The organism is Pedococcus sp. P2_E5 (assembly GCF_056403895.1).
The window spans coordinates 16,683-33,407 of the sequence record NZ_JBFUEP010000035.1 but is presented as its reverse complement, the minus strand read 5'-3'; the positions used below and the strand labels follow the sequence as shown (position 1 = coordinate 33,407).

14 protein-coding genes are annotated in these 16,725 nt (G+C 69.9%); 8 read left to right on the top strand and 6 right to left on the bottom strand.

Annotation, left to right across the window (positions count from 1 at the left end; all coding sequences use genetic code 11):
• The first annotated feature begins 138 nt into the window (after window positions 1-138).
• The 4 genes from AC1DVZ_RS13185 to AC1DVZ_RS13170 are packed head-to-tail and all read left to right on the top strand — an operon-like array spanning window position 139 to window position 6,218.
• A complete protein-coding gene (locus AC1DVZ_RS13185) occupies window positions 139-1,662 on the top strand; it encodes a xanthine dehydrogenase small subunit (RefSeq protein WP_477618653.1) in 1,524 nt (507 codons plus the stop codon).
• Window positions 1,659-4,058 (top strand): xanthine dehydrogenase molybdopterin binding subunit, encoded by a 2,400-nt coding sequence (xdhB, locus tag AC1DVZ_RS13180; RefSeq protein WP_477618652.1) that lies wholly within the window; start codon window positions 1,659-1,661, stop codon window positions 4,056-4,058. Before AC1DVZ_RS13185 ends, xdhB begins: the two co-directional genes overlap by 4 nt.
• Before the next feature lies 1 nt (window position 4,059).
• Window positions 4,060-4,911: a xanthine dehydrogenase accessory protein XdhC gene (gene xdhC / locus AC1DVZ_RS13175; protein ID WP_477618651.1), complete on the top strand. Its 852-nt coding sequence runs from the start codon at window positions 4,060-4,062 to the stop codon at window positions 4,909-4,911.
• Window positions 4,908-6,218 (top strand): guanine deaminase, encoded by a 1,311-nt coding sequence (locus AC1DVZ_RS13170; protein WP_477618650.1) that lies wholly within the window; start codon window positions 4,908-4,910, stop codon window positions 6,216-6,218. Before xdhC ends, AC1DVZ_RS13170 begins: the two co-directional genes overlap by 4 nt.
• 145 nt (window positions 6,219-6,363) lie before the next feature.
• On the opposite strand, the gene aceB is transcribed toward AC1DVZ_RS13170, so the two are convergent.
• Window positions 6,364-7,995 carry a malate synthase A gene (aceB, locus tag AC1DVZ_RS13165; protein WP_477618649.1) on the bottom strand — a complete coding sequence of 544 codons (1,632 nt, stop codon included), beginning with the start codon at window positions 7,993-7,995 and terminating at the stop codon, window positions 6,364-6,366.
• A gap of 114 nt (window positions 7,996-8,109) precedes the next feature.
• Here aceB and AC1DVZ_RS13160 point away from each other — a divergent pair, with 114 nt between their 5' ends.
• From AC1DVZ_RS13160 to AC1DVZ_RS13150, 3 genes are all read left to right on the top strand, one after another.
• Window positions 8,110-8,907: an IclR family transcriptional regulator gene (locus AC1DVZ_RS13160; protein ID WP_477618648.1), complete on the top strand. Its 798-nt coding sequence runs from the start codon at window positions 8,110-8,112 to the stop codon at window positions 8,905-8,907.
• Window positions 8,908-9,006: 99 nt separating this feature from the next.
• Window positions 9,007-9,801 carry a glycerophosphodiester phosphodiesterase family protein gene (locus AC1DVZ_RS13155; protein ID WP_477618647.1) on the top strand — a complete coding sequence of 265 codons (795 nt, stop codon included), beginning with the start codon at window positions 9,007-9,009 and terminating at the stop codon, window positions 9,799-9,801.
• 9 nt (window positions 9,802-9,810) lie between these two features.
• Complete coding sequence (locus AC1DVZ_RS13150) at window positions 9,811-10,167, top strand: VOC family protein (protein WP_477618646.1); 357 nt, start codon at window positions 9,811-9,813, stop codon at window positions 10,165-10,167.
• Window positions 10,168-10,199: 32 nt separating this feature from the next.
• On the opposite strand, the gene AC1DVZ_RS13145 is transcribed toward AC1DVZ_RS13150, so the two are convergent.
• Together AC1DVZ_RS13145 and acs are read right to left on the bottom strand one after the other, a co-directional pair.
• A complete protein-coding gene (locus AC1DVZ_RS13145; protein ID WP_477618645.1) occupies window positions 10,200-10,703 on the bottom strand; it encodes a hypothetical protein in 504 nt (167 codons plus the stop codon).
• 122 nt (window positions 10,704-10,825) lie between these two features.
• Window positions 10,826-12,787 carry an acetate--CoA ligase gene (acs, locus tag AC1DVZ_RS13140; RefSeq protein WP_477618644.1) on the bottom strand — a complete coding sequence of 654 codons (1,962 nt, stop codon included), beginning with the start codon at window positions 12,785-12,787 and terminating at the stop codon, window positions 10,826-10,828.
• Window positions 12,788-12,953: 166 nt separating this feature from the next.
• Between acs and AC1DVZ_RS13135 the strand changes: the two genes are divergently transcribed.
• The gene (locus tag AC1DVZ_RS13135; RefSeq protein ID WP_477618643.1) at window positions 12,954-13,850 is read left to right on the top strand and encodes a hypothetical protein; all 897 of its coding nucleotides are present in this window, start codon (window positions 12,954-12,956) and stop codon (window positions 13,848-13,850) included.
• Here AC1DVZ_RS13135 and AC1DVZ_RS13130 read toward each other — a convergent pair.
• From AC1DVZ_RS13130 to AC1DVZ_RS13120, 3 genes are all read right to left on the bottom strand, one after another.
• Window positions 13,825-14,394, bottom strand: a complete 570-nt coding sequence (locus AC1DVZ_RS13130; protein ID WP_477618642.1) for an AMIN-like domain-containing (lipo)protein — start codon at window positions 14,392-14,394, stop codon at window positions 13,825-13,827. The genes AC1DVZ_RS13135 and AC1DVZ_RS13130 overlap by 26 nt on opposite strands.
• A 149-nt stretch (window positions 14,395-14,543) precedes the next feature.
• Window positions 14,544-16,187, bottom strand: a complete 1,644-nt coding sequence (locus AC1DVZ_RS13125) for a solute symporter family protein (RefSeq protein ID WP_477618641.1) — start codon at window positions 16,185-16,187, stop codon at window positions 14,544-14,546.
• Window positions 16,184-16,516: a DUF485 domain-containing protein gene (locus tag AC1DVZ_RS13120; protein WP_477618640.1), complete on the bottom strand. Its 333-nt coding sequence runs from the start codon at window positions 16,514-16,516 to the stop codon at window positions 16,184-16,186. Before AC1DVZ_RS13120 ends, AC1DVZ_RS13125 begins: the two co-directional genes overlap by 4 nt.
• Between the last annotated feature and the right edge of the window lie 209 nt (window positions 16,517-16,725).

Genomic DNA, 16,725 nt, shown 5'->3' with positions numbered 1-16,725 from the left:
CTATCGTGCTCAGGACCACGACAGGGCCGTCGTTCTGCATGGATAACCGGCGGCCCACTCCTGTCAGCAACCATGCCCGGGCAGTCGCTGCCTGGTGGATGATGGAACCCCAACGACTGGGGCGACGGGAGTTGCGCGATGGCTTCAACCACCGGCCACGAGATCACGGTCAACGGCACCCCCTGTGTGCTCGACGGCACCGACCCGAGCACCACCGCCCTCGACTGGCTGCGCGACCGTGGTCTCACCGGCGCCAAGGAGGGCTGCGCCGAGGGCGAGTGCGGGGCCTGCTCGATCATGGTGGCCCGCCCCGACGGGGCTACGGGCACCCAGTGGACTGCCATCAACGCCTGCCTCGTGCCGGTGGCGGCCCTCGACGGCCAGGAGGTCGTCACCTCCGAGGGCCTGGGTCGGCCCGACGCCCTCCACCCGGTCCAGCACGAGATGGCGGTGCGTGGCGGGTCCCAGTGCGGCTACTGCACGCCCGGCTTCATCTGCAGCATGGCGGCCGAGTACTACCGGGCCGGCCGAGGCGCCAAGGCCCCTGGCGCCGCCGCCGACCCGTCGCAGAACGGCGACCGGCCCACCCGCTCCGACCGTGAGGAGCGCGAGCACGAGGACGCCGCCCACGAACACGGGCCCAACGGGTTCGACCTGCACTCGCTCTCCGGCAACCTCTGCCGCTGCACCGGCTACCGCCCCATCCGTGACGCCGCCTACGCGCTCGGCGAGCCTGCCGCCGATGACCCGTATGCCGCGCGGCTGGCTGCCGAGCCGCCGGTCGCCGCCGCAACGCGGCTGGCTGGCGCGACGGGGACCTTCGCCCGGCCGGGCGACCTTGCCGAGGCACTGGGGCTGCTGGGCGAGCACCCGGATGCGGTGCTCGTGGCCGGGTCGACCGACTGGGGTGTCGAGGTCAACATTCGGGGCGCACGAACGCCTTTCGCCATCGGCATCGACCGGCTGCCCGAGCTGCGCACCCTCGAGATCGGCGAGGACTCGGTGGAGATCGGGGCCGCCCTGAGCCTGAGCGAGGTCGAGCGAGGGCTCGGCGGCCGGATCCCGTTGCTGCACCAGATGTTCCCGCAGTTCGCCTCCCGGCTGATCCGCAACGGCGCCACCATCGGCGGCAACCTCGGCACCGGCTCGCCGATCGGCGACACCCCGCCGGCCCTGCTGGCGCTCGAGGCCGTCGTCGTCCTGGCCGCGCCGGACGGCGAGCGCGAGGTCCCCTTGGCGGAGTACTTCACCGGGTACCGGCAGACGCTCAAGCAGCCGGGCGAGCTGATCCGGGCGGTGCGGATCCCGTTGCCGCTCAGCGAGGTCACGGCCTTCCACAAGATCGCCAAGCGTCGGTTCGACGACATCTCCAGCGTGGCCGTCGGGTTCGCCCTCGACCTGCGCGACGGCGTGGTCGTCAAGGCCCGCATCGGGCTGGGTGGGGTGGCGGCGACACCGATCCGCGCCCTCGCCACCGAGGCAGCCCTCGAGGGGCGGCCGTGGTCTCCCGACGCGGTCCGTGAGGCGGCCGAGGTGATGCGCGCCGAAGGCACGCCCATGGACGACCACCGCGCCAGCGCGGCATACAGGAGTGCGACGCTCGGCACGGCACTGCTCAAGCTGCATGCCGAGACGGCGACCCCGCAGGAGGTGGGAGCATGAGCGCCCTGTCCCAGCGCCCAGCCAATCCCGTTGTCGGGCAAGAGATTCCGCACGAGGCTGCCTCTCTGCACGTGACCGGCGAAGCCCTCTACACGGACGACCTCGCCGTTCGCACCCACGGCATCCTCCACGCGCACCCCGTCCAGGCGCCCCACGCCCACGCCCGCATCAGGCGGCTCGACACCAGCCCCGCGCTGGCTGTCCCCGGTGTGGTCCGGGTGCTCACCGCCGACGACGTGCCCGGGGTCAACGACTCCGGTGTCAAGCACGACGAACCGCTCTTCCCCTCCGAGGTCATGTTCTTCGGTCACGCCGTGTGCTGGGTGCTCGGCGAGACCCTCGAGGCCGCACGGCTGGGCTCGCTCGCGGTCGAGGTCGACTACGAACCCCTGCCCTCGCTGGTCACGGTGCACGAGGCCATCGAGGCCGAGAGCTTCCAGGGTGGGCAGCCGCACATGGAACGCGGTGACATCGAGGCGGGGTTCGAGGGTGCCGCACACGTCTTCAGCGGCGAGTTCGAGTTCGCCGGGCAGGAGCACTTCTACCTCGAGACGCACTGCTCGATCGCGCTGGTCGACGAGAACGGCCAGATCTTCATCCAGAGCAGCACGCAGCACCCCACCGAGACGCAGGACATCGTCGCCCACGTCCTGGGGCTCGCCAGCAACGCCGTCACCGTCCAGTGTCTGCGGATGGGTGGCGGCTTCGGTGGCAAGGAGATGCAACCCCACGGGTATGCCGCGATCGCTGCCCTCGGTGCGACCCTCACGGGGCGTCCGGTGCGACTGCGACTGACCCGCACCCAGGACATGACCATGTCGGGAAAGAGGCACGGGTTCCACGCCGGGTGGCGAGTCGCCTTTGACGGCAACGGAAGGCTGCGGGCCCTCGACGCGACCCTGACGTCTGACGGCGGGTGGAGCCTCGACCTCTCCGAGCCTGTCCTGGCCCGGGCGCTCTGCCACATCGACAACACCTACTGGATCCCCAACATCCGGGTGAACGGGCGGATCGCGAAGACCCACAAGACCAGCCAGACCGCTTTCAGGGGGTTCGGCGGGCCGCAGGGGATGCTCGTCATCGAGGACATCCTCGGCCGTTGCGCACCGCTGCTGGGCATCGACCCGGTCGACCTGCGTCGCCGCAACTTCTACGTCGAGGGTCAGGACACCCCCTACGGCCAGCCCGTCCGGCACCCGGAGCGGGCCGGCATCTGTTGGGACCAGGTGCTCTCCACGGGTGACGTGGCTGCCCGCAAGGCCGAGATCGCGGCATACAACGCCTCGCACGAGCACACCAAGCGCGCTCTCGCGATGACGCCCGTGAAGTTCGGCATCTCGTTCAACTTCACGTCGTTCAACCAGGCCGGTGCCCTGGTGCACGTCTACAAGGACGGCTCGGTGCTCATCACCCACGGTGGCACCGAGATGGGCCAGGGGCTGCACACCAAGATGCTCCAGGTCGCGGCCACGAGCCTCGGGGTGCCGCTGTCGATGGTGCGGCTCGCGCCGACCCGCACCGACAAGGTGCCCAACACCTCGGCCACGGCGGCGAGCTCCGGCGCAGACCTCAACGGCGGTGCCGTGAAGAACGCCTGCGAGCAGATCGTCGAACGGCTGCGCCCGCTGCGCGAGGACCCCGCCAACGCCGGGCTCAGCTGGGCCGAGCTGGTCAGCAAGGCCTACTTCAGCCGGATCCAGCTGTGGGCTGCCGGGTTCTACAAGACCGAGGGACTGCACTGGGACTCGAGCATCATGCACGGCTCGCCGTTCAAGTACTTCTCCTACGGCGTGGCTGCGTCCGAGGTCGAGGTGGACGGGTTCACCGGCGCCTACCGGTTGCGGCGGGTCGACATCGTCCACGACGTGGGCGACTCACTGTCACCGCTGGTCGACATCGGGCAGATCGAGGGTGCCTTCGTCCAGGGCGCCGGCTGGCTGACGCTCGAGGACCTGCGCTGGGACGAGTCCGACAGGGCGTCACGGGGCAGGCTGGCCACCCAGGCCGCCAGCACCTACAAGCTGCCGAGCTTCTCCGAGATGCCGGAGGTCTTCAACGTCGCACTCCTGGAGCGGGCCCACGAGGACGGCGCGGTCTACGGGTCCAAGGCCGTCGGCGAGCCGCCGCTCATGCTGGCCTTCTCGGTGCGCGAGGCACTGCGCGAGGCTGCCGCGGCGTTCGGACCAGCCGGGACGAGCGTCGACCTCGCCTCCCCGGCCACTCCGGAGGCCGTCTACTGGGCCGTCGAGGAAGCCCGCGGCGGGGCCGAGCCGCCGCACATGACGGCGATGGTCGAAGGTGCACCGGGGGTCGTCCCGGACCAGCCGAACGCCGACGCCCACCCCTTGAACCCACGGTCCGAGCGGGCCACCCAGTCCGCATCGGTGGGGACCTGACATGGAGTGGCTGGCTGCCGTGGAGCGGCTGCGGCGGGAGCGACGACCGGGTGTCCTGGTCACGCTGACGTCGGTGCGTGGGCACTCGCCGCGCGCCGCCGGAGCGAAGATGGTCGTCGCCGAGGCAGAGACCTGGGGGAGCATCGGCGGCGGCAACCTCGAGGCGACCGCGATCGACCGGGCACGGGCGATGCTCACCGGCACGCGCGGCATACCCGAGCAGTTCGAGCTGTCGCTCAGCGACAAGGCAGCCGTGGAGCACGGACAGCAGTGCTGTGGCGGCGAGGTGCAGGTGCTCCTCGAACCCCTGGCAGTGGTGCCGTCGGTGGCGATCTTCGGAGTCGGTCACGTCGGCCTCGAGCTGGCGCGCATCCTCGCGCGCCACGACGTCGAGCTGCACCTGGTCGACTCCCGGGCCGACCAGCTGGGCCAGGACCGGATCGGGGTCCTCGACGACGCAGTGGCCAGGGTGCACGTCCACCACGCGCCTGTGCCCGAACTCGTGCTGGGACAGGTGCCACGCGGCACCCACGTGCTCATCATGACCCACGACCACGCGGAGGACGCGGCACTCTGCGACGGGGCACTGCGCTGCGAGCACCTCGGCTCCGTCGGCCTGATCGGCTCCTCGGCGAAGTGGTCGCGGTTCCGCAAGACCCTTGCGGCAGAAGGACATTCGGAGGCGGATCTCGCCCGGATCCAGACGCCCATCGGGCTGCTCGAGGTCACCGGCAAGGAACCGGCGACCATCGCCGTGAGCGTGGCCGCCGACCTCGTCCGGGCCATCGAGTCCGAGACCAGCCGGGTGTCCGAGACCAGGCCGGTATCCGACGCCGATCGGGCGGGTCGATGACCCTGTTCCGGGCGACCGTCCTCGACACGCCCGTGAGCCCGTTCTCGGGTGGGACGCTGCGGTCGCACGAGGACTGCGGACTGCTCGTCGAGGGCGGCGTGATCACGGCCCGCGCCGACTTCGCGACGCTGCGCACCGCTCACCCGGACGAGGCCGTCCTGGACCTGCGCGAGGGGCTGATGCTTCCCGGGCTCGTCGACACGCACGTGCACTTCCCGCAGGTGCGGGTCATCGGCGGCCTCGGCATGCCCCTGCTCGACTGGCTCGACCAGTGTGCGCTGCCGGAGGAGATCCGGCTCTCCGAGGTCGACGTGGCCCGTGGCGTGGCAAGGGATTTCGTGACGGGGCTCGTCGATGCCGGCACGACGACCGCGCTCGTCTTCGGGTCGCACTTCGCCTCGGCCGTGGACATCATGTTCGAGGCGGCCGACCTCTGGGGCCTGAGGGTGACCACCGGTCTGGTCACCTCCGACCGGATCCTGCCCGAGCCGCTGCTCACCACACCCGAGCGGGCCTACGAGGAGTCGCGCGACCTCGCCTCACGGTGGCACGGCAAAGGACGCCTCCGGTATGCCGTGACGCCTCGCTTCTCGCTGTCGGCCAGTGACGCGATCCTGGAGTCGTGCGCCGCCACCTTCCGCGAGGTCGAGGGATCATGGTTCACCTCGCACGTCAACGAGAACTCCGCCGAGATCGCCGAGATCGCGCAGCTCTTCGACGGAGCGTCGTACGTCGACACCTACGACCGGCACGGGCTGGTCACGCCGCGCTCGGTGCTGGCCCACAACGTCCACCCCACTGACGCCGAGCTCGCCACGCTCGCTGCCCGCAACGCCTCGGTGGCGCACTGCCCGACCAGCAACTCCGCGCTGGGGAGTGGGCTGTTCCCCCTGCGGCGGCACGTCGAAGCCGGGGTGCGGGTGGCGATGGGCTCGGATGTCGGTGCCGGGACCGGCTTCTCGATGCTCAAGGAGGGCCTGCAGGGCTACTTCATGCAGCGGCTGCTCGGCGACCTGGGACTGCCCCTCACGTCCGCGCACCTGCTGTGGCTGTGCACCGTGGCCGGAGCCGATGCGCTGGGGCTGGCCGACGAGGTGGGCGACCTGTCCGTCGGCAAGCAGTTCGACGCGATCTGGTTGCTGCCCGAGGCGGGCGACCCGCTCGCCGTGGGCCTCGGCAACGCCAAGTCGGCCGATGACGCCTTGTCGAAGGTGTTCGCGCTCGGCACCACCTCGGACGTCGGCGGGGTCTGGGTCGGAGGCGACCAGATCGCCGCCGGCCGCTGGCGGATGCCCCCCAGTCGCTGACCCACTGCGCCCCTCAGCAGCAACCTTTGCTAGCAAAGGAAACTTGTTCACGGACAGGTTGCAACATGTCCGCCATCCAGCAACCTTTGCTAGCAAAGGTTGCTTGCAGGGGTTGGGGGGAGTTGCAGGGGGTGCTGGCGCTGAGTCAGCGCTGGCGTTCGACGCGCAGCACCTCGGCGTAGGCGGGCAGGGTCAGGAAGTCGGGGAACTCCGGATCGAGCGCGCACTCGACGAACAGCCGTCGCGCCGCCTCCCACGAGCCCGCACTGAAAGCCTCCTCGCCCACGGTCTCGCGCAGCCCGGCATACTCCTGCTCCACCACCTGGTCGACCAGCTCACGGGTGACGGTCTCACCGGAAGTCAGCCTCGCCCCGGAGTGCAGCCACTGCCAGATCTGGGAGCGCGAGATCTCGGCAGTCGCAGCGTCCTCCATCAGGTTGTGGATGCCGACGGCGCCGTTGCCCTCGAGCCAGGCCTGGAGGTACTGGATGCCGACGGAGACGTTGGCGCGCAGCCCTTCCATGGTCCGCTCGCCCGGCGTCGCGCCGGCATCGAGCAGGTCGTCGGCGGTGACGGAGACGTCGTCGCGCCGCTTCTCGAGCTGGTTGGGGGAGTCGCCGAGCACGCCGGTGAAGATCTCCTTGCACAGCCCGACCATGCCCGGGTGCGCCACCCAGGATCCGTCGAAGCCGGCCCTCGCCTCACGGTTCTTGTCCTCGGTCACCTTGGCGAAGGCCCGCTCGTTGACCTCGGGGTCCTTGCTCGGGATGAAGGCCGCCATCCCGCCGATCGCGAACGCGCCCCTCTTGTGGCAGGTCTGCACGAGCAGGTCGCTGTAGGCCTTCATCATCGGCGCGTTCATCGACACGTCACCGCGATCGGGCAGGGTGAACGACGGGCCGGAGTCGCGGAAGTACTTGATGATCGAGAAGAGGTAGTCCCAGCGCCCGGCGTTCAGCCCGGCCGCGTGGTCGCGCAGCTCGTAGAGGATCTCCTCCATCTCGAAGGCCGCCGGGATGGTCTCGATGAGGACCGTGGCCCGCACCGTGCCGTGGGCGACCCCGAGCCGCTCCTGGCTGAACGTGAAGACGTCGTTCCACAGCCGGGCCTCGAGGTGCGACTCCATCTTGGGCAGGTAGAAGTAGGGGCCGCTTCCGCGGGACACCAGCTCGTCGGCGTTGTGGAAGAAGTACAGGCCGAAGTCGACCAGCGCGCCGACGAGCGGCTTTCCCTCGAGGTGCAGGTGCTCTTCGTCGAAGTGCCAGCCGCGTGGCCGCGGCACGATCACCGGTATGCCGTTCGGGTCCTTGAGCTCGTAGTGCTTGCCCTCGGCGGTGGTGAGCTCGATGGTGCGGCGAACCGCGTCGTAGAGGTTGACCTGACCGCCGATGACGTTCGCCCAGTGGGGAGTGTTCGCGTCCTCGAGGTCGGCGAGCCACACCTTGGCTCCGGAGTTGAGGGCGTTGATGGCCATCTTGCGCTCGGTCGGCCCGGTGATCTCGACCCGGCGGTCTGCGAAGTCCGCCGGTGCCGGAGCCACCTGCCAGTCGCCCTCACGGACCTCGCGCGTCTCGTCGAGGAAGTCGAGGCGCCCGGTGCGGGAGACCTGGGCGCGGCGCAGGCTGCGTGCGGCCAGCAGCTCGTCGCGGCGTCCGCCGAAACGGGTCTGCAGCTCGGCGAGGAACTCCAGCGCCTCCGGGGTGAGGATCTCGTCGCTGCGCTCGACCTTGTGGGTGACATCGACGACGACGGTGGGCGTCACGGAGGGCTGGGACATGCGCATCCTCGGGAGAAGGTGGTGGTGTCGCGTGCCGCGGTGGCGGCGCACAGACTAGAATTGTTCCATGATACGAAATCTTCTTCTCATTAGGGAACCCATGGGGAGAGAAATATGAGCACCGAGCAGCCCGTAGCGGAGGCGGCGGCCACACCGAAGAGCGGCGGCGGCGTCCAGTCGCTCGAGCGTGCGTTCGCGATCCTCGAGACGATGGCCGACGCCGGGGGCGTGATCAGCCTGTCGCAGCTCGCCGCAGACGCCCAGCTGCCGCTGCCGACCATCCACCGACTCGTGCGGACGCTGGTCGACCTCGGCTACGTACGGCAGGAAGCCTCGCGCCAGTACTCGCTGGGGCCGCGGCTGATCCGGCTCGGCGAGACCACCTCCCGCATGGTCGGTCGCTGGGCAAGGCCCCACATGGAGCGGCTCGCTCACGAGCTCGGCGAGACCATCAACCTGGCCATGCTCGACGGCGACCAGGTGGTCTACGTCGGCCAGGTGATGGCCAGTCGCAACTCGATGCGGATGTTCACCGAGGTGGGGCGCAGGGTCCTCCCCCACTCCACCGGTGTGGGCAAGGCGATCATGGCGAACCTGGACCCGGCCGTCGTCAACGCCATCCTGGCCAGGACCGGCATGCCGGCCCGCACCGAGCACACGCTGACCGACCCGGCCGCCTTCGCCGCCGAGCTGGGTCGGACCCGTGAGCGCGGCTACGCACTCGACGAGGGGGAGCAGGAGATCGGCGTGCGGTGCGTCGCCGTGGCAGTGCTCGACACCCCCCAGCCGTTGGCCCTGTCCGTCTCTGGTCCGCTGCCGCGGATGACCGATGACTTCGTCGAGCGCGCCACCGGCCCGTTGCATGCGGCCGCGACCGCGATCTCCGCCGAGATGCGTGGCAGCGTCGGCTGAGGTACTCGTCACCGAACGCGTGACGACCATCGGGTGAACAGTCGACGGGAAGCGCCCCGGCTGGTCGGGATGGGCTTCGGGGGGCGGCAGGCTGGGCGCATGGCCTACGGCACGGAGTCCGGTCCGCTCGCCCTCGCCCACCGCGGGGGTGCCGCCCTCGCCCCCGAGAACACCGTCGCCGCCTTCGCCCTCTCGACGGCCCTGGGCGTGCGGTACCTCGAGACCGACGTCCGGCTGACCGCCGACGGGGAGCTGGTCTGCTTCCACGACGCGACCCTCGACCGGGTGACGGACGCCACCGGCCCGGTGGCGCGGCATACCCTCGCGTCGCTGCGGGCGGTGCGGGTGGCTGGATGCGAGCCGATCCCGACCCTGGCTGATGCGCTGGAGGCCTTCCCCGACGCCAACTTCACGGTGGACCTCAAGGACCAGGCGGCGATCGCCCCGTTGGGGAAACTGTTGCAGCACAGCGACTTTCGAGACCGGGTGTGCGTCGCTGGGGCGTGGGACGGCTGGCTCGACGTCGTGCGCGCCGAGGTGCCAGGGGTGCGGACCGCCCTGGGCTGGCGCTCCCTGACCGCCGTGGTCACCACCGCCCGTGCCGGTATGCCGCCCGCTCGGCGGTTCGCGACGGCGGAGTTCGCGCACGTGCCGCTCAAGCTCGGGCGGCTGCCGGTCTTCGTCGACCGACTCGTCGAGGGGGCGCACCGGATCGGCGTGCGGGTGGTCGTGTGGACCGTGGACGACGCGGCGACGATGGTCCGGCTGCTCGACGCCGGGGTCGACGGGATCATCACGGACCGCCCCGACCTGCTGCGCGAGGTGCTGGTGGCCCGCGACCAGTGGCTGCCCATGGGCGATTTGCGGATGCGGATCGTCCGGAACTGGCCGTAGCGTGCCGGGATGGCTATCGCACGCTTTCCCACCCTCGTCCTCGACTGCCCTGACGCCCAGGCCCTGGCGACGTTCTACGGCACCATGCTCGACTGGCCCATCAAGAACGAGGGCGACTGGTTCGAGATCCGCGCCGACTACGGGCAGTGCATCTGCTTCCAGCAGGTCGACGACTACCGGGCTCCCGTCTGGCCCGGTCAGGACGTCCCCCAGCAGATGCACCTCGACGTGGTGGTCGAGGACCTCGACACCGGTGAGGCCGAGGTGGTCGCGCTCGGGGCGACCAAGCACGACCACCAGCCGGGGACGACCTTCCGGGTCTTCCTCGACCCGGCCGGCCACCCGTTCTGCCTCTGCACCAGCTGAGCGCTGGCGGCGACACGTGGCGGCGGACGGGACTAGACGCCGCCGAAGGCGCCGTTCAGGCCCGGTGCGGTGCCGTCCCGGGTCGCCCTGGCCGCATGCCAGCTCTCGCCGTACTCGCTGTCGTCGTGCTCCGACGGTGGTTCCGGATCGACGCCGTCCCACGACGCATAGCCGCTGAACAGCCCGAAGGCCGGCTCGCTGGTGATCAGTGCCTGGGCCAGCGCCGCCAGGGCCGGCTCGGGCAGCGACCCTGTCAGCACCCCCGGGCTCCGGCGTTCGCCGAGCGTCATGAGGTGTGCCAGCGGCGCGACGTCGTGCGGGTGCAGGTGGGCACCCGCCACGAGCTCGGCCTGGACGGTGCGCAGGACCGTCTCCCGGTGGAGCGGCTCGATGGCCGACAGTGCCTCGACATGGGCAGCCTCGAGCGCATCGAGGGGCGCGGTCCGGAGCAGGTAGCGGTACTGGCGGACCGTCTGGTCCTCCGGCTCCTCAGGGAGTGGCACCTGGCTGCGCCGGCGCACGGGCTTGAGCCCCATGGGCTTCAGGATAGGACTCCGCGGTAGTCCTCGAAAGGGCCGAAGCAAGGCACGCGGTGTGCCGCGGACGTGCGTCCGCGGCATACCGCGTCGTGCTGCTGGCTGGGGTGACCGGCGCGGGGTCAGTCCTCCTTGCCGGAGCTCATGCCTTCCTTGATCAGGCCCATGACCGACGAGTCGGCCAGGGTCGTGACGTCCCCGACCTCACGGTTCTCGGCGACGTCACGGAGCAGCCGGCGCATGATCTTGCCGGAGCGGGTCTTGGGCAGCTCGGACACGACCATGATCGAGCGGGGCTTGGCGATCGGGCCGATCTCCTTGGCGACGTGGTTGCGCAGCTCCTGGACGGTCTCGTCGCCGTGGTCCTCCGACCCGCCGCGCAGGATGACGAACGCCACCACGGCCTGACCGGTCGTGTCGTCGGTGGCGCCCACGACGGCGGCCTCGGCCACCGACGGGTGCGACACCAGGGCCGACTCGATCTCGGCGGTCGACAGCCGGTGACCCGAGACGTTCATGACGTCGTCGACGCGGCCGAGCAGCCAGATGTTGCCGTTCGCGTCGTACTTCGCACCGTCGCCGGCGAAGTAGTACTCGGGGCCGAACCGCGACCAGTAGGTCTCCTTGTAGCGCTCCTCGTCGCCCCAGATGCCGCGGAGCATTCCGGGCCAGGGCTTGGTGAGGACGAGGTAACCGACCGCCTCGGGGTCGTGCAGCGGCTGGCCCTCGTCGTCGAGGATCTCGGCACTGATGCCGGGGATCGGTCGCTGGGCCGAGCCGGGCTCGAGGTCGGTGACTCCGGGCAGCGGGCTGATCATGATGCCGCCGGTCTCGGTCTGCCACCACGTGTCGACGATCGGGCACCGTCCTCCACCGATGTTCCTGCGGTACCAGAGCCAGGCCTCGGGGTTGATCGGCTCACCGACGGAGCCGAGCACGCGCAGCGATGACAGGTCGAACTTCGCCGGGATGTCGTCCCCCCACTTCATGAACGTCCGGATGGCCGTGGGCGCGGTGTAGAGGATCGAGACCTTGTACTTGTCGATGATCTCCCACCAGCGGCCCTGGTGCGGGGTGTCAGGAGTGCCCTCGTAGATCACCTGGGTCGCGCCGTTGGCCAGCGGCCCGTAGACGATGTACGAGTGGCCGGTCACCCAGCCGATGTCGGCCGTGCACCAGTAGACGTCGGTCTCCGGGTGCACGTCGTGGACGACCGAGTTCGTGTATGCCGCCTGGGTCAGGTAGCCGCCCGTCGTGTGGAAGATGCCCTTGGGCTTCCCCGTGGTCCCCGACGTGTAGAGGATGAAGAGCGGGTGCTCGCTTTCGTGGGGGACCGCCTCGTGCTGGTCGCTCGCGGAGTCGACGACGTCGTGCCACCAGACGTCGCGACCGTCGTTCCAGGCGACCTCCTCCTGGGTGCGCCGCACGACCAGGACCTTCTCGACGGTCGTCTCGCCCTCGACGGCCGCGTCGACGGCAGGCTTCAGCGGGGCCGACTTACCGCGGCGGAACTGGCCGTCGGCGGTGATGACCACCTTGGCCTCGGCGTCGGCGATCCGGGTGCGCAGCGCGTCGGCCGAGAACCCCCCGAACACCACCGAGTGCGGGGCGCCGATCCGGGCACACGCGAGCATCGCCGCCACGGCTTCGGGGATCATCGGCAGGTAGATCGCCACGCGATCGCCCTTCGAAACCCCAAGGGACTCAAGGGCATTGGCGGCCTTGGCCACGTCACGCTGCAACTCGGCATACGTGACGGTGCGGGTGTCGCCCCCCTCTCCCTCGAAGTGGATGGCGACACGGTCGCCGTTCCCGGCCTCGACGTGCCGATCGACGCAGTTGTAGGCCGCGTTGACCTCGCCTCCGACGAACCACTTGGCGAACGGCGCACCGCTCCAGTCGAGCGTCTGGTCGAAGTCCTTGGCCCACGTGAGGCGCTGCCGGGCTTGGTCGGCCCAGAAGCCCTCGAAGTCCGCGGCCGCCGCGTCGTAGAGGTCCGCCTGACCGTTGGCCTGGGCGGCGAACTCGGGGGTGGGGGACAGATCCCGACCCTCGGTCTGGCTCGTGGACAAGGTGTCGGACACGGTGGTTCCTCCTGGCGGCGTTGGCAGGCGACGTCGGCGGCTGGGCCGACGTCGCAGTCGCGGTGACACACCAAGCCAACCCGTATCCGGGCCGCGCATCAAGGGGAGTGGTCGCGTTGATCGATCGACGGACGCACGGAGCGGCAAGCGGCTAGCCTCTGGTGGCGTGAGCACCACGGGGAACTCCACTACCGACACCGGTTCCGAGACGACACCGCCCACCACGCTCGAACGCGGCAGGGAAGTGGCGCGCCGCATCTGGCCAGAGGTGGCCATGCTGCTCGCAGCGCTCCTGTGGTGGCCGGTCGGGTTCTGGGGTGTGGAGTCATGGTTCCACCTGCCGCTCGAGGCGCTCGACGGCGACGTCCTCCTGCTCGGGGCGACGGCGGCTGCGGCGTCGGTCTCGCTCCTCGTGCGCTCGGCCTGGCCGCGCTTCGTCATCGTGCTCGTCCTGAGCGGCCTCGGGTGGCTGCTGTCGGCGCCCGCCGTCGACAGCTACCCCGATGAGCGCGAGGTCCTGGCGCTCCTGCTGGCAGTGGCTGCGTTCGCCGGCATCGTGCTCGGGGTCCGCGGTCACAAGGGTCCGCTCGGTGCCGCGACGGTTCTAGCCGTCGTGGCGGGGTTGTCACCGGCCACGTGGCCGCACGGACTCCTGCTGGCGGTAGCCCTCGCCCTTCCGTTCGCGGTGGCCACCGTGCAGCGCGTCGCGCCGACACTGCTCAGCGTCGCGCGGATCCTGCTGACCTGGCTCGTTTTCGCCCTGCTGGCCAGGTCGGTCGGTTACGGCTGGGACGTGCTCCACCCGGGTCTGCAGGCAGGGTCCAAGCGGGAGGAGATCCGTCTCGTGGCCGAGGCGTCGTGGGACTTCCTCCGAACGCAGTGGTGGAACTACTCGGAGTCCCTTGTGCGGTCCACGAGCGGCTGGCTCCTCGCCGCGCTCGTGCTGGCGGTGCTCATCGCAGCGACGCGGGCGCTGCTCGGCGGTCTGCGTCGCCGGACAGCGCCCGCGGGGAACGTCCACGCCGAGCAGGGCACCCCTACCAGCGGTGCGCCACGTCGATGACGAGCCGGCTGCCAGTGGCGTCCTGGATCGTGAAGGTGCGGAACGGCAGCCGTGCCCTGACCCCGAGTCCCATCGAGGACTGACCCTCGAACGTCCCGGCCCAGGAGACCTGCCGGAACGTCGTGTAGCCGGTGACGTTGACCAGCTCGCGATCGTTGGCAGGGTTGTAGCTTGCGGCTCCGGTGTCCCTGTAGGCCGGGGCCCGGGTGACGACCAGCAGCTTGGCGCCACCGCGTAGCGGCACGACTGCACCCTGGCCCTCGGTGAAGACGTTGGACACGTACTTCACCGTGTAGCCGGGAGCCCTGCCCTTCACATCGACGACGAGCCGGTCGAAGCAGGTGTGCCGTCCCGCCCGGACATTCGTGAGGGGGCCGGGGACCATGGTGGAGGAGTTCTTGGCGAGCGAACCCCAGGTGATCCCGCAGTAGGGCGCGGCCTGTGCGGAGGTGGTGGCGGCAACGACGGGGACTGCCCCGGCCGCCAGGGCGATGACGAGCGACCGGATGGCCAGTCGCGTGGAGAGGTGCTTCGTGATGTTCATGGTGTCCTCCCTTCGGACACGCCAATGACGCAGTCGTGCGCCTCCCGGTTGACCCGGCACACCAAGTGGGAACGGTGCCGCGCCCCCTGTCCGGGGACGCGGCACCGTGGTCGCAGGTATGCCGGGTGGTCGCGCGGCCTCTAGCGCACCTAGTGCGCGACCGCCTTCTCGGCGCCGTGGCCGGTGAGGGATCGCACCTCCATCTCGGCGTACTTGGCTGCGTTGTACTCCTTGCTCGTCACGGTGCCCAGCCAGCCCAGAACGAAGGCCAGGGGGATCGAGACGATGCCGGGGTTGTCCAGCGGGAACCAGTGGAAGTCGGTGTCCTGCAGCATCGACAGCGACTTGCCCGTGACCGGGTCCACCGGCTTCCCGGAGACGACCGGGCTGAAGACGATCAGCGTCAGCGCGGTGGTGAGGCCGCCGTAGATCGACCAGAGCGCTCCTCGGGTGTTGAACCGCTTCCAGAACAGCGAGTAGAGGATCGTCGGCAGGTTCGCCGACGCCGCGATGGCGAAGGCGAGGGCGACGAGGAACGCGATGTTCTGGCCGTTGGCGAGGATGCCACCGAGGATCGCGAAGATGCCGATGACGACCGCGGTGATGCGAGCGACCCGGACCTCGTCCTCGGGGGTGGCGGTGCCCTCCTTGATGACAGAGTTGTAGATGTCGTGCGAGAGGCTGGCACTCGCCGTGATGGTCAGGCCGGCGACGACCGCGAGGATCGTCGCGAACGCCACCGCCGAGATGATCCCGAGCAGCAGCTCGCCGCCCAGCTCGAAGGCGAGCAGTGGCGCCGCCGAGTTGGCCTTGCCGGGAGCCGCCGCGATCACCTTGGGTCCGACGAGGGCAGCCGCGCCGTAGCCGAGGACCAGGGTGAACAGGTAGAAGATCCCGATCAGCCAGATCGCCCACTCGACGGACTTCCGGGCCTCCCTGGACGAGGGCACGGTGTAGAAGCGCATCAGCACGTGCGGCAGGCCGGCGGTGCCGAGCACCAGGGCCAGCGACAGCGAGATGAAGTCGATCTTGGTCAGGCCGCTCTTGCCGTACTGCAGACCTGGGTCGAGGACCTTCTTGCCACCCGACTTCTCGACGGCTTCGCCCAGCAGCGAGCTGAGGTTGAGGCCGAACCTGCTCAGCACCCAGACGAACATCACGCCCGCGCCGATGATGAGCAGCACCGCCTTGATGATCTGCACCCAGGTCGTGCCCTTCATGCCGCCGATGAGGACGTAGGCGATCATGATGATGCCGACCACCGCAATGACCACGGACTGGCCGCCCTTGTCGTCGATGCCGAGCAGGAGGGCGACGAGCCCCCCGGCTCCTGCCATCTGCGCGAGCAGGTAGAAGAAGCAGACCGCGAGGGTGGAGATCGCCGCGGCCATGCGCACCGGCCGCTGCTTGAGGCGGAACGAGAGCACGTCGGCCATCGTGTACTTCCCTGCGTTGCGCAGGAGCTCGGCCACCAGGAGCAGGGCGACGAGCCAGGCGACGAGGAAGCCGATGGAGTAGAGGAAGCCGTCGTAGCCGTTGAGGGCGATGGCCCCCGCGATGCCGAGGAAGCTCGCCGCCGACAGGTAGTCGCCGGCGATGGCGATGCCGTTCTGCCGCCCGGTGAACGCGCGGCCGCCGGCGTAGAAGTCGGCGGCGCTGCGGTTGTTCTTCGACGCCCGGATGACGATCGCGAGCGTGATGAGGACGAAGACGCCGAAGATCGTGATGTTCAGCGTCGGGCTGCCGACGTTCGTCGCGGCGGGGGCGAGGTTGGCGAGGGTGGGCGCGCTCATCGGTGGTCCTCCCCGATCGTGGTGGCGAGTGCGGCGGCGCGCGGGTCGAACTCACGGTCGGCCCAGCGCACGTAGAGGATCGTGATGGCGAAGGTCGACACGAACTGGCCGATCCCCAGGATCAGGCCCACGTTGATGTTGCCGACCACCTTGTGGCTCATGAAGACCGGCGCGTAGACCGACAGCAGGACGTAGAGGAAGTACCACGTCAGGAACAGCGCGGTCATCGGGAAGACGAACCGGCGGAACCGGGACCTGAGGTCCGCGAACTCCGCGGAGTCTTGGAGCGCGACGAACGGGTCGTGCTCCGTGCGAGCGTCGTTGCTCACGGGACACCTCCAGTGGTGGCGCGGGCTGGTCCCGCGATCGTCGCCACTGTGCCCCTGCAAGCCCCTGAGCAGCAGGTATGCCGCGTGGTCGCGCGCCGTGCGGAGGGTGCGTTCGCTGGGTGGCGCGGCAGGCTGCGCCGAACGGTCGCCGTCGAGCGCCCAGCGGCGAGGCAATCCGTTGTCGAGGGGCCACGACTGCACCTGCTGAC

Excerpts from the sequence above, each read along its gene's own strand:
- AC1DVZ_RS13155 (WP_477618647.1), top strand. The coding sequence starts at position 9,007 with ATGGCCTACGGCACGGAGTCCGGTCCGCTCGCCCTCGCCCACCGCGGG.
- xdhB (WP_477618652.1), top strand. The coding sequence starts at position 1,659 with ATGAGCGCCCTGTCCCAGCGCCCAGCCAATCCCGTTGTCGGGCAAGAG.
- AC1DVZ_RS13145 (WP_477618645.1), bottom strand. The coding sequence starts at position 10,703 with ATGGGGCTCAAGCCCGTGCGCCGGCGCAGCCAGGTGCCACTCCCTGAG.
- AC1DVZ_RS13160 (WP_477618648.1), top strand. The coding sequence starts at position 8,110 with ATGAGCACCGAGCAGCCCGTAGCGGAGGCGGCGGCCACACCGAAGAGC.
- aceB (WP_477618649.1), bottom strand. The coding sequence starts at position 7,995 with ATGTCCCAGCCCTCCGTGACGCCCACCGTCGTCGTCGATGTCACCCAC.
- xdhC (WP_477618651.1), top strand. The coding sequence starts at position 4,060 with ATGGAGTGGCTGGCTGCCGTGGAGCGGCTGCGGCGGGAGCGACGACCG.
- AC1DVZ_RS13185 (WP_477618653.1), top strand. The coding sequence starts at position 139 with ATGGCTTCAACCACCGGCCACGAGATCACGGTCAACGGCACCCCCTGT.
- AC1DVZ_RS13130 (WP_477618642.1), bottom strand. The coding sequence starts at position 14,394 with ATGAACATCACGAAGCACCTCTCCACGCGACTGGCCATCCGGTCGCTC.
- AC1DVZ_RS13170 (WP_477618650.1), top strand. The coding sequence starts at position 4,908 with ATGACCCTGTTCCGGGCGACCGTCCTCGACACGCCCGTGAGCCCGTTC.
- AC1DVZ_RS13125 (WP_477618641.1), bottom strand. The coding sequence starts at position 16,187 with ATGAGCGCGCCCACCCTCGCCAACCTCGCCCCCGCCGCGACGAACGTC.
- AC1DVZ_RS13150 (WP_477618646.1), top strand. The coding sequence starts at position 9,811 with ATGGCTATCGCACGCTTTCCCACCCTCGTCCTCGACTGCCCTGACGCC.